This is a genomic window from Bordetella genomosp. 4, from assembly GCF_002261185.1.
GTDB lineage: Bacteria > Pseudomonadota > Gammaproteobacteria > Burkholderiales > Burkholderiaceae_B > Bordetella_A.
Genome location: NZ_NEVQ01000001.1, coordinates 35,788 through 48,258 on the forward strand (window position 1 = coordinate 35,788; position 12,471 = coordinate 48,258).

The window sequence follows — 12,471 nt, forward strand, 5'->3', positions numbered from 1 at the left end:
GCATCCTCCCTGGTGATTTACTGTACGGTCCGAGCCAGTACGCGGTGCACAGCCTCCAGCGGCGCCGTCCGCGTGATGGCTTGACCAATACTGGGCATCAACACAAAGCGTATCTCGCCGCCTTCGGTCTTTTTGTCGACCTGCATCAATGCGAGCCATCGGTCGGCCCCGAGATCGGGCGCCACCACAGGGCAGCCAATGGCCTGCACCAGATCTCGCACACGCGCCACATCCGCCTGCGGGAAACCGGCAACCTCGGCCGATAACTCGGCCGCCTGCACCATACCGCAGCCTACGGCTTCGCCGTGCAGCCATTCACCGTATCCCAGGCCGGACTCGATGGCATGGCCAAACGTATGGCCCAGATTCAGAATGGCACGCAGACCGGATTCGCGTTCGTCCTTGCCAACAACGAGCGCCTTCAGTTCACACGAGCGGCGAATCGCATAGGCCAACGCCGCCGGATCCAGAGCACGCAGGGCGGCTGCGTTGTCTTCGCACCAACGCCAAAACTCCGCGTCCAGTATCAAGCCGTATTTGATGACCTCGGCCAAACCGGCCGATACCTCGCGCGCCGGCAATGTGGCCAACACGTCCGTGTCAATCTCGACTGCGATCGGCTGATAAAAAGCGCCGATCATGTTCTTGCCCAATGGATGATTGACCGCAGTCTTGCCCCCGACCGACGAATCGACTTGAGCCAGCAGGGTCGTAGGCACCTGAAGAAAGCGGATCCCACGCATGTACACCGCAGCGGCAAAGCCCGTCATGTCGCCAATCACCCCGCCGCCCAAGGCTACCAGCACGGCGCGACGATCCAGACGATGCGTCAACAACGCGTCGAAAATCAGATTCAATGTCTGCCAGTCTTTGTGGGCCTCGCCGTCCGGCAGTTCGATGCGCAATACGCGGCGGCCGGTGCGGGCCAACGCTGCCTCGACACGTTCTCCATACAAAGCAGACACGGTGGGATTGGTCACCACAGCAATCGCTGTGGCATCAGCAGGAATGGACTGATCCAGCACATCCAGCCGGCCCGGTCCGATGTGAATGGGATAGCGTCCGCCGGGGGTATCGACATCAACAACAGTCATAAATTCTTCTCGTAGGCTTGCAGCAAGGGCAGTATCGATTTCACCAACAGGGATACCGGCATCGTACCGGTATCAATCACTAAATCCGCCACTTCCTCGTATAACGGCGCACGTTTGACCATCAAATCACGCAGCGTGCCGCGCGGGTCGGCATTGGCCAGCAAGGGCCGATTGCGATCACGGCTGGTGCGCCGGAACAACTCGTCGAGGCTGGCGCGTAAATACACGACCACGCCGCGTTCGCTCAGCATGCGGCGGTTATCAGCCGCCAAAATGGCCCCGCCGCCTGTGGCCAGCACAATACCGCGCCGGCTCGAGCAGTGATCCAGCGCCGCCGCTTCGCGCTTGCGAAAGCCGTCTTCGCCTTCGATCTCAAAGATGATCGGCACCCGTACCCCGCAACGGGCCTCTAGCTCGTGGTCCAGATCGATGAATTCGCGTCCTAGCGCTCGGGCCAGTCCTCGGCCGATGGTGGTCTTGCCCGCGCCCATCATCCCCACGAGAAAGATGGGCAGATCGTGCGGCAGACTGGCGCAGGAGCCGGCCTCTGCGGCAGCGCAGACGCTCTCGGCTGGTTCCGCGCTGGTGGCGGATGCTATATTGGCAGGGACGTTCATGCTGGCATTATCCCATTGCCAGCCGGTTGCTCGCTTACCACACTGAACGAATTTGTTACAGAAACCCCGTAACGGCCATCAAGCGGCGCCACTGTTACCCGTAAAATCGCCGCGATGAGCAAGTCGCAAAACTCCTCCAAAAAAGCCCCTCCCCAGAAAAGCGGATCGCCTATTTTGCGGTTTTTCGTGAAATTGGGCATCTTCTGTGGCGGCATCGCCCTGTGCGGCATTCTGCTGGGCGGGATGGCGCTGGCGTTGGCATGGCCCAACCTGCCGGACCTGCACGCCATGACCGACTACCGGCCACGCGTGCCGCTGCGCATATACACCAACGACCACGTGTTGATCGGCGAATTCGGCGAAGAACGCCGCAATGTGCTGCGTTTTGACGAAATCCCCGACGTCATGAAATCTGCGGTGCTGGCGGCCGAGGATGACCGCTTTTACGAACACGGCGGCATTGACTGGATGGGCGTGGCCCGTGCCGGCCTGACGAACTTGGTCAGTATGTCCAAGTCGCAGGGTGCCAGTACCATCACCATGCAGGTCGCGCGTAATTTCTATCTGTCATCGGAAAAGACCTATTCGCGCAAGTTTTACGAGCTGCTACTGACGTTCAAAATCGAGTCCGAGCTCACCAAGAATCAGATTCTTGAGCTCTACATGAACCAGATCTATCTCGGCCATCGGGCCTACGGCTTTGCCGCTGCATCGCGCACTTACTTCGGCAAGCCCCTGTCCGAGGTGACGGCAGCCGAGGCGGCCATGCTCGCCGGCATCCCGAAAGCCCCGTCACGTTTCAATCCCATCGCTAATTTCAAGCGCTCGGAAATCCGGCAACATTACGTATTGGGCCGCATGCATTCGCTGGGCTATCTGACCGACGCCGAATACCAACAGGCCAAGTCGCAGCAAATCGTGATGAAGGCTGCCGAAGGCACGCCCGCCGGCGGTTACGCCATTCACGGTGAGTATGTGGCCGAGCTTGCGCGCCAATTGCTCTACGGCGTGTACCAGGATGAGCTGTATTCGCGCGGGATCAATATCTACACGACGGTCAGCTCAAAAGACCAGGAAGCAGCATATAACGCCGTGCGCGATGGCGTCCTGCAGTACACGCGCCGAGCCGTGTATCCGGGCCCCGAAGAACAACTCCAGATGCCCGACGGCATCGAGAACGACGCGCAGGCGCTGGACGACTTTCTGGACACGGCATTCGAAAAATACCCCGACAGCGGGGACCTGCTGACCGGCGTCATCCTGTCGGCCAGCCCCACCGAAATCAAGGTCATGCGCAGTGCCAGCGAGGTCATCTCGATCACGGACAAAAAGGTCCTGAACGTCGTGGCGCGATCGCTGAGCGCCAAGGCGCCCGAAGACAAACGCCTCAAGCGCGGCTCGGTCGTGTATATCCACAAATTCGGCGATGGCTGGGAAGTCATCAATATGCCGGCCGTACAAGCCGCTTTTGTGGCGCTGTCGCCCCAAGACGGCGCGATTCGCGCCATGGTTGGCGGCTTTGATTTCTACCGCGGCAAATTCAATCGCGTCACGCAGGCCTGGCGTCAGCCGGGTTCGAATATCAAGCCATTCATCTACGCCGCGTCGCTGGAGCGCGGCTTGACGCCCGCGACGCAGATTTCCGACCAGCCTTTCCAATTGAGCGCGGCGCAAACCGGCTCCAAGCCCTGGAACCCGAAAAACTACGGAAACACCTACGAGCCCATGCTGACAATGCGCCAGGGCCTGTATAAATCCAAAAACATGGTGTCGATCCGTATCCTGCAAGCCATCGGCCCGCAGTACGCACAGGACTACCTGACGCGCTTCGGCTTTGACAAGGCGCGTCAACCTGCCGTCCTGCCATTGGCGCTGGGCGCAGGTTCGGTGACACCGTTGCAACTGGCGGGTGCTTACGCCGTTTTTGCCAACGGCGGCTACCGCATCGCACCGTATCTGATCGAACGAGTGACCGACAGCAGCGGTAAGGTCCTCATGCAATCCAAGCCCATCGTGGCAGGCGATGAAGCAGCGCGCGCGATTGATCCACGTACCGCCTTCGTCATGGACGACATGCTGCGCGGCGTGGCTACCAGCGGGACAGCGGCTCGTGCACGCGCCATGCTCAAGCGTTCGGATATTGCGGGCAAAACCGGCACCACCAACGAATCGGTCGATGCCTGGTTCTCGGGCTATACCCCGTCATTGGTGGCGACTGCCTGGATGGGCTTTGATCAACCCAAATCACTGGGCTCGCGCGAGACCGGCGGCGGCATCTCCATGCCTATCTGGGTGGAATACATGAGCGAAGCGCTCAAGGGCGTACCCGAACAGAAAACGCGCCAACGTCCCGAAGGACTGATCGTGGATCGCGGGGAGTATTACTTCTCGGAATTCCCTCCCGGGCAGGCCGTTGCGCGACTGGGCTTGTCTGAGCCTACCCCGGCGGAAACCGATCAGTTGGGCGACTTCTTGAACGATCTGGCAAGCGGCAGGGACAACAGCATCCGTGTCTCGCCCAACATGAGTTCCGGCCAGCAGGCCATGCCCTGGAACGATAAGATACCCTTCTGAGGTCCGGGAGGATCCTGACCGGCCGTACTCTTGTGATTACAGGCGTACGGTCACCGGGATCCCGGCCGCCTCGGAACAAATCTGGGACAGGGCGTCGGGCAATTGCGGGCCGCCGCGCGTGTTGATCCAGTTTCCACCCTCGTAGCGGTAATGAAATCCGCCGCTGCGAGCAGCGACCCAGATCTCTTGCATCGCTGCCTGGCTATTGACGACGACGTGAGTGCCGTCTTCGAAAACCAGCGTCAGCACATTACCGCTGCGGCTGGTCTCGATATCGACATCCTGCGACGCCGCCCAGTCGTCTGCCTGACTTTCGATACTGTTGAGCACTTGGTCAACCAACGCAAGGAATTCGGTTTCAGTCATAATCGAGCCTGCAAGAATTACGGAGTTTCGAGTGTCCCACATGGCACATGGCCGCATGGTCTTACGCATTGTAGCCACGCTCGCCGCAGTCAGTCTGACCGCGGCCTGCGGCTTCAAGGGTCCGCTTTATCTGCCGCCGGAGCCGGCGCAGGACGAAGCGCCACCCCCGCCCCAAACCCAGACCCAGCCGTCCGAGCGAAACAATACCTCTCCAGCTACCTCACCTCCATGACTTCCCTTTCAGCGCAGTCCGGCTTGGCCGGGCATCCGCATTTCCACTATCAGGACGGCGTTCTGCACGCCGAAAACGTCTCTCTAGCCGCTCTGGCCCTCAAATTCGGCACACCGCTGTACGTGTATTCGCGTGCGGCGCTAGGCCAGGCCTGGCGCTCGTACCGCGACGCCATCGGCGATCGCCCGGTACTCGTCTGCTATGGCATGAAGGCCAACTCCAATTTGGCTGTCCTGAAAGAATTCGCGCGATTGGGGTCTGGGTTTGACATCGTGTCAGGCGGCGAGCTAAAGCGCGTCCTGGCCGCTGGCGGTGATCCGGCAAAGGTCGTATTTTCCGGCGTGGGCAAACAGGTCTGGGAAATGCGCGCCGCGCTCGAAGCCGACGTCAAATGCTTTAACGTCGAGTCGCAGGCCGAATTGCAATGCCTGTCGGATGTCGCGCAGTCCATGGGGCGGCGTGCACGGGTATCGCTGCGGGTCAATCCTGACGTGGACGCGCAGACCCATCCCTATATTTCCACCGGCCTCAAAGAAAACAAATTCGGCATTGCGATCGAATCGGCGCTGGACGCGTATCGCACAGCAGCCGCCCTGCCCGGCCTCGAAGTCGTCGGGGTGGATTGCCATATCGGCTCGCAACTCACCGATATCAGTCCGTATTTCGATGCCCTGGAAAAGCTGCTGGATCTGATCCAGAAATTGGACGCCGCGGGCATTTCCATCAAACATCTGGACTTGGGCGGCGGGCTGGGTATCCGCTATACCGACGAAATCCCGCCCTCACCCAAGGCGCTCCTGGATCAGGTATTCGAACGCCTGCAGGCGCGCGGCCTCGCGCACCTGCATCTGGTCCTGGAGCCAGGCCGCTCGCTGGTTGGCAACGCAGGTGTGCTCCTCACCACGGTTCAATACCTGAAACATGCGCCCGCACGCAATTTCGCCATCGTGGATGCTGCCATGAACGATCTGCTGCGTCCGGCCCTGTACGACGCCTATCACGGGGTACAGCCCGTCGTGCCGCGCGACGGCCAGACCGATGAATACGACATTGTGGGCCCCGTCTGTGAGAGTGCAGACTGGCTGGCTCGCCAGCGCCGGTTGGCCCTGCAGGCGGGCGACGTACTGGCACTGGAGTCCGCCGGCGCCTACGCCATGGTCATGGCCAGCAACTACAACACGCGTGCCCGCGCCGCCGAGATCATGGTCGATGGCGACCAGTACCATGTCGTGCGTCAACGCGAAACGCTGGACGATCTGCTGCGCGGCGAATCCATGCTGCCCGATTGACGCCGCATAGCCCTATATATCGGCCGAAACCGCCCCGTGATGAACGGGGCGTTTTTTTTGTTGCCGGGCCGCCCCAAAACAAAAATGCCCCCTTGGGGGGCAGCAAGCCGAAGGCGCAGCGTGGGGGCCACGCTTTCTGTTTTCCGGTAATGATGTTTTGATAGACTGAAACACCCCTGCTGCAGAAGGCCCGAAAATGAGCACATCGAACAGCAATATTCCCATGCTGCGCAATCGCACGTTTGACGAGATTGCAGTCGGCGACAGCGCCTCCACTGAGCGCGTGCTCATGCTGCAAGACATTCAGTTATTCGCTTTGCAGAGCGGCGACCTCAATCCGCAGCACCTTGATCCCGAATTCGCAGCGACGACACCATTCCAGGACGTGGTCGCGCATGGCATGTGGGGAGCATCCCTATTATCGGCAGTCCTGGGCAACCAGCTCCCCGGACCAGGCACGGTCTATCGAAGCCAGACATTGCGGTTTCTGGCGCCGATCCGGGTGGGCGACCGTCTGACTGTACAAGTGACAGTCATCGGCAAGGACGCCGCAAGCCACTGCGTCACGCTGGCTTGCTCCTGCGTGAACCAGGATGGCACGACGGTCATCGAAGGCGAGGCCGAAGTCAGTGCTCCAACACGCCATATCGAACGCCCCCGTACCGCTTTGCCCGAAATCCGCTTGGATACGCATGGACAGGACGGACTGCAGAAACTGCTCGCGCGTGTGGCAAGCAGTGGGCGCATCCGGGTCGCCGTCGTACACCCCTGCGACGATGTGAGCCTGTCGGCAGCATTGGAAGCACGGGATGCCGGTCTGATTGACCCTGTGTTGGTCGGACCGCGGCCCAAGCTGATTGCGGTGGCAGCCGGACAAGGACTGAGCCTGGACGGATTAACGATTGTCGATGTGCCGCACAGCCACGCAGCGGCCGCCGAAGCCGCTGCCCTGGCTGGCAAAGCCGACGTCGAGGCCTTGATGAAGGGCAGCTTGCATACTGACGAGCTGATGGCAGCCGTGGTGTCGTCGGCCGCCGGACTGCGCACCAAGCGCCGTATCAGCCACTGCTTTCTGCTGCATACGCCGGCCTACCCGCGGCCGTTCATCGTCACTGATGCAGCCATCAATATCGCCCCTACACTCAACGAAAAAGCCGATATCGTCCGCAATGCCATCGAGCTGGCCCAGGTGATCGGCGTGGCCGAGCCGAAGGTAGCGATTCTTGCCGCGGTAGAGACTATCAACGGCAACATGCCTGCCACACTGGATGCGGCCGCCCTGTGCAAAATGGCTGATCGCGGTCAGATCACCGGCGGCCTGTTGGATGGTCCTCTGGCCTTCGACAACGCCGTCTCGATTGCCGCGGCACATATCAAGGGGATCGCATCGCCTGTCGCCGGTCAGGCCGACATTCTGGTCGTGCCTGATCTCGAGAGCGGCAACATGCTGGCCAAGCAATTGATTTACTTGGGCGGCGCCAATAGCGCCGGCATCGTGTTGGGTGCCCGCGTGCCGATCATCCTGACCAGCCGCGCCGACTCGCGCGAATCACGCATCGCTTCGTGCGCGATCGCGGCAATGCTCGCGCACCATTACCGATCAACACCTCCCTAATCCGTTGCTGACGCAGTTGCAGTGCTTCGCACTTGGAGATCTAGCCCCCATGTCTTTCTCTGCTACACGCCACCGCCTCATTCTGGCACTGAACTGCGGCTCATCAAGTATTAAATTCGCGGTATTCGACGCCGAGGCCGTCCCGCTGCCGCGCAAGCCCTTGTGGAACGGCAAAGTGGAAGGGATAGGCGGGCCGGAACCGGATTATGGTGAAACGGGATCGGCTCCAGAGCCTGTGACGCTCGATCCAGCGCATCCCTACCGGGCCGCACTGCAAGTGATCCGCGAGCGGATCGTCGCGAGGCTGAATGGACGGGAGATCGTCGCGGTAGCGCATCGCGTCGTTCATGGCGGCAGCAAATATTTTGAAGCGACGCGCCTCGATCAACACGTATTGGCCGATCTCAAAAGCTACGTTCCGCTGGCACCGCTACACCAGCCTTTTGCGCTGGAAGCCATCGAGATCCTGTTACGCGAGCGGCCGGACATTGTGCAGGTTGCATGCTTCGACACCAGCTTTCATCACACGATTCCCCAGGTCGAACAGATGCTGCCGTTGCCATATGCGGCCTGGGAGCGAGGTCTGCGCCGTTACGGCTTTCATGGTCTGTCATACGCCTACATGGCCACTGCGCTGCCCGAGCGCCATGGCGATATCGCTCGAGGCCGCACCATCGTGGCACACCTGGGCAGCGGGGCCAGTCTGTGCGCCATGCGCGATCTGCAAAGCGTTGCCACCACGATGGGATTTTCTGCGCTTGATGGCTTGATGATGGGCACCCGCACGGGTTCGCTCGATCCCGGCGCAGTGATCTATTTGATGGAAATCGAAAAGCTTTCTCTAGAAGAAGTCGGCCAGGTCCTCTATCGGCAATCCGGTCTCTTGGGGGTATCAGGCATTTCGGCCGACCCCCGCGCCATCATCGAACACGAGCAAGATACCGATGAACGTGGCGAGCGGGCACGCATCGCGCTCGATCTGTACGTACGGCGCATCGTACGGGAAATTGGTGCGCTGGTAGCAGTATTAGGCGGCCTGGATCTCTTGGCCTTTACTGCCGGCATCGGCGAACACAGCACGTATCTGCGTCGTCGTATCTGCGCTGACCTCGCTTTTTTGGGCGTGAAATTGGACGAGGAATCCAATGCGAGTAATGCGCCCGTGATATCCACTAACGAGAGCCTGGTCACCGTGGCGGTAGAACCCACCAACGAAGAATGGATCGCCGCGGATTGCGCCCGTTCGCTCCTGGGTGCATGAGTCGGCGATGAGACAGGTGAGGTGATCGCCGGCCGTGTGCGTGGCCAGATGACTGACGAGCCATCATCAAACGAGGACTCGTCCGGGTCTTGCTTACGCGGACCACGTCAGATAGGCCGTTATCGTCCCTAGCGACGCCATCGTGGAAAAAAGAATAGTCCTCGAAGTCACCACCCCCTCGCGTCGATAAAACTCGGCCACCATGAACGGCCCCGTGCCCGTTGGCAATGCGGCCAACAGCGTCGCCACATGTGTGAGAGGCATGGACAACTGGAACACATGCGTTGCCAGTATCCAAGTCACGGCAGGTTGACCGACCAGCTTGAGGGGAGCGAGTAAGGCGGTGCTTCCGGCTACCCGCGTCGTCGTCTGGCGTCTTTCACCGAGAAACAGCCCCAAACCAACCAATGCACAGGGTGATGCGGCTGCGCCGAGCAACTTCAGAAAGCTCTCGACTGGACTCGGCACTTTCAGGTCCAGGCTCAAAAACAGCGCGCCCAGCACCGGTGCCACGATCAGGGGATTGCGAACCATCGACATCGCCAACTTTTTGACCATATGACTCGGACGGGCTTCGCTTTGAAGCCCGATCTCCACCAGAATCAAGGCAATGGAAAACAGCACGCAGACAGTCAAAATCGTGGCAATCATGGCAGGCGCCATCGCCTCGGGCCCAATCACCGCCAATACCAGCGGAAAGCCTAAAAAGGCCGTATTGGCATAGGCGGCATTCAGCCCATCAATCGCCGCGTCGGCCAAATGCCTGGCGCGCGCCAGACGCAACACCAGCGTCACCACAAACACGACGCCAACCCCCAGGCCAAAGGTCGCGATGAACGCTGGCTGCCAGATATCGCTCCACTGGGCGCTAGCCACGATGTCGAACAGCAGCGCCGGCAACGCCAGATACACCACAAAACGATTGATTTCAGTAGCAGCTAGCGGGCCCAGGATATTGCCCCGCCGACAGATCCATCCCGCAAAGATCAGCGCAAAAATAGGCAGCACCACGGTTAAAACGGAAAACATCATTGGCCTCATGAAAGAAGGGACCTAGGATATTCCCTAGGTTTCATGCAATCCAATACTATTTATCCCCATGAATCATTCCGAATAGGTATTGATGTGATCGATATTCGCCAACTGCGCTACTTCGTCACGGTGGCTGAGACGCTGCACTTCGGACGGGCGGCCGAACTTCTCCATGTGACACAACCGCCACTGAGCCGCCAGATCGCAGCGCTGGAAAAGGAATTGGGCGTGCAACTACTCGAGCGCGATTCACGGCATGCACAGCTCACGACCGCGGGACAGCGCTTTCTCACAGACAGCCGCGCCGTCCTGACGGCCTTTGATCAGGCCTGCCGCAATGCCCAAAAGGCCGGCGCAGGAGAGCTAGGGGAATTAAGCGTGGGCTTTGTCATGCATGCAGCCTATAGCAGCGTGCCGCCGTTGACGCGCCGATTTATTGCGGCGCGTCCCGGCGTGCGACTGCAATTACGTGAAACCATGCCGCTGGCGCTGCGAGAAGGCCTCTTGAACGGCACATTCGACGCGATCATTACATTCGGACTGGCCAAGGCGGAACCGGGCGTCTCGAGCATCGTCATCCACCGCGAGCCCCTCTGCCTGGCCATTCCTGAACAACATGCGCTTGACGGCGATGGACCGGTCTCGCCGGACATGCTGGCGCCGTATCCGCTATTGGCAGCGCCGATCACCGTCACGCCATCCATGCGGCAATCCATCACGGATTTCTTTGCACGAGCAGGGCTGGAGCCGCAAATTCGTCTCGAGACACAGCTTCAGCAAACCATCGTCAGTCTGGTCGCTGAAGGAATCGGCGTCGCGCTAGTGCCGCAGTCTCTACAGAAATTGGGCATACGCGGCGTCAAGTTCCGTCCGCTCGTCGACGCCCCCTTGGTGGATCAGGTGCTGGCGTGGCGCACCAGCAACCTCAACCCCGCCTTGCCGCATTTTGTGGCAACGGCGCAGCCTGTCATCGACTGAAATCGGGCCCACGCTCGCGTCACCGAAAATAACAACGAAAAGCGGCCTCAGACCCTCACCCCTGCAGCATTACAGTTCGCCGTAGGAATGCAGCCCCGACAGGAACATATTCACACCCAGGAATGCAAAGCCGGTGATCAACAGCCCTACAAGCGCCCAATACGCCGCGAGGTGGCCTCGAAGCCCCTTCATCAAGCGCATATGCAGCCAGGCGGCGTAATTCAGCCATACGATCAGCGCCCAGGTTTCTTTGGGATCCCATTGCCAATAGGCGCCCCATGCATCAGCCGCCCACAACGCCCCCAAAATCGTCGCTACCGTAAAGAACGCAAAACCGATCGCGATAGCGCGATACATGATGTCGTCCAGCACTTCCAGCGACGGCAAGGCCTGTGCAATACGGCGCCGCCCCAGCAAAATAGCGCCCACGATCACGGCGCCCACGCCGAAATAAATCATCCAGGTGGCCGACAAGCCATCGGTGCGGAACACCATGGGTTCGGCGCATAGCAACACACCCAGCACGAACAGTGGCGCCAATTTGGCCCACGACGTCGTCGTACCATGCTGCTTCACCAGGTAGGCAAAGCCCACCATGGCTGCCAAAGAAAACGTGCCGTAACCAATGAAGTTGGCCGGCACGTGCAATTTCATCCACCAGCTCTTGAGCGCGGGCACCAGGGGCTGAATCTGACCGGCATCACGCGTAAAGGCGTACCACAGCAAAAACACGGTGGCCGACGAAATCACCAGCAACACAAAGCCGCCTAAGGCCCGCGTCGCGTACTTGCGTTCGTAATACAGATAGAACAGCGCAGTAATGAGCGAAAACAGTACGAAAACCTCGTACAGGTTGCTCACCGGGATATGGCCCAGATCGGGCCCCATCAAATGCCCTTCGCGCCAACGGACCAGCAAACCCGTCAGGCCTGCAAACACCGCGCCCCATGTCAGCGCAGTACCCAGCCACGCAGCGGTCGGGCTGAAAATACCGATCCAATAGCAAATCGTAGCCAGGATGAACAGTGCGCTCATCCACAGGATGGCCGATTGCGACGAGAACAGATATTTCAGAAAAAACACCTGCTCCGCACGGGCGAGATCCTGCTGATAAAGCAGCAACGCGAATCCAGCCGCGAGGGCACAGGCGATCATTAAACGCCGCAACGGACGCCACAACCACCCCAGCCAGGTCAGCGCGAACACCGTACCGCACAGGATGATCTTCTCGTAATAATCCATGGCGCTGCCGTACGTGGTCAGCGCGTAGCCAGCCCCCACCGCCAGCAGCAGAAAGAAAACAATATCGGTCCAATCCGGCCTGCCGCGCAGCGCGCGCGCATCACCGGTAGCGGACAAGGCCGGCTGCCACAAGGCATCGGCTGACTGGGAAGAAGTACTGACGGACATGAA

11 protein-coding genes are annotated in these 12,471 nt (G+C 60.0%); 6 read left to right on the plus strand and 5 right to left on the minus strand.

The genetic code is table 11. From position 1 onward, the window contains the following. Positions 1 to 17 precede the first annotated feature (17 nt). The gene (gene aroB, locus CAL20_RS00150; RefSeq protein WP_094823899.1) at positions 18 to 1,094 is read right to left on the minus strand and encodes a 3-dehydroquinate synthase; all 1,077 of its coding nucleotides are present in this window, start codon (positions 1,092 to 1,094) and stop codon (positions 18 to 20) included. After that, the gene (locus CAL20_RS00155; RefSeq protein WP_094823900.1) at positions 1,091 to 1,711 is read right to left on the minus strand and encodes a shikimate kinase; all 621 of its coding nucleotides are present in this window, start codon (positions 1,709 to 1,711) and stop codon (positions 1,091 to 1,093) included. Before CAL20_RS00155 ends, aroB begins: the two co-directional genes overlap by 4 nt. Before the next feature lie 114 nt (positions 1,712 to 1,825). Between CAL20_RS00155 and CAL20_RS00160 the strand changes: the two genes are divergently transcribed. Next, positions 1,826 to 4,285, plus strand: coding sequence for a penicillin-binding protein 1A (locus CAL20_RS00160; protein ID WP_094836945.1), 2,460 nt, complete (start codon positions 1,826 to 1,828; stop codon positions 4,283 to 4,285). A gap of 36 nt (positions 4,286 to 4,321) precedes the next feature. Here CAL20_RS00160 and cyaY read toward each other — a convergent pair whose 3' ends face one another. Next, a complete protein-coding gene (cyaY, locus tag CAL20_RS00165; RefSeq protein WP_094836946.1) occupies positions 4,322 to 4,651 on the minus strand; it encodes an iron donor protein CyaY in 330 nt (109 codons plus the stop codon). Positions 4,652 to 4,706: 55 nt separating this feature from the next. On the opposite strand from cyaY, the gene lptM reads away from it, so the two are divergent. The 4 genes from lptM (at position 4,707) to CAL20_RS00185 (ending at position 9,048) form a co-directional block, all read left to right on the plus strand. Next, positions 4,707 to 4,883 (plus strand): LPS translocon maturation chaperone LptM, encoded by a 177-nt coding sequence (gene lptM, locus CAL20_RS00170; protein ID WP_141217731.1) that lies wholly within the window; start codon positions 4,707 to 4,709, stop codon positions 4,881 to 4,883. Then, positions 4,880 to 6,172 carry a diaminopimelate decarboxylase gene (lysA, locus tag CAL20_RS00175; RefSeq protein ID WP_094823904.1) on the plus strand — a complete coding sequence of 431 codons (1,293 nt, stop codon included), beginning with the start codon at positions 4,880 to 4,882 and terminating at the stop codon, positions 6,170 to 6,172. The genes lptM and lysA overlap by 4 nt, the downstream gene beginning before the upstream one ends. Positions 6,173 to 6,368: 196 nt before the next feature. After that, positions 6,369 to 7,787, plus strand: coding sequence for a bifunctional enoyl-CoA hydratase/phosphate acetyltransferase (locus CAL20_RS00180; RefSeq protein WP_094836947.1), 1,419 nt, complete (start codon positions 6,369 to 6,371; stop codon positions 7,785 to 7,787). A 49-nt stretch (positions 7,788 to 7,836) separates the two neighbouring features. Further along, positions 7,837 to 9,048: an acetate/propionate family kinase gene (locus CAL20_RS00185; RefSeq protein ID WP_094836948.1), complete on the plus strand. Its 1,212-nt coding sequence runs from the start codon at positions 7,837 to 7,839 to the stop codon at positions 9,046 to 9,048. Positions 9,049 to 9,141: 93 nt separating this feature from the next. On the opposite strand, the gene CAL20_RS00190 is transcribed toward CAL20_RS00185, so the two are convergent. Beyond that, positions 9,142 to 10,077: an AEC family transporter gene (locus CAL20_RS00190; protein ID WP_094836949.1), complete on the minus strand. Its 936-nt coding sequence runs from the start codon at positions 10,075 to 10,077 to the stop codon at positions 9,142 to 9,144. 45 nt (positions 10,078 to 10,122) lie between these two features. On the opposite strand from CAL20_RS00190, the gene CAL20_RS00195 reads away from it, so the two are divergent. Next, entirely contained in the window at positions 10,123 to 11,058 is a 936-nt protein-coding gene (locus tag CAL20_RS00195; RefSeq protein WP_254924434.1) for a LysR family transcriptional regulator, read from the plus strand. Positions 11,059 to 11,127: 69 nt separating this feature from the next. Here CAL20_RS00195 and ccsB read toward each other — a convergent pair whose 3' ends face one another. Then, on the minus strand, positions 11,128 to 12,468 hold the full coding sequence (gene ccsB / locus CAL20_RS00200; protein WP_094823908.1) for a c-type cytochrome biogenesis protein CcsB: 1,341 nt from the start codon (positions 12,466 to 12,468) through the stop codon (positions 11,128 to 11,130). Positions 12,469 to 12,471: the final 3 nt, after the last annotated feature.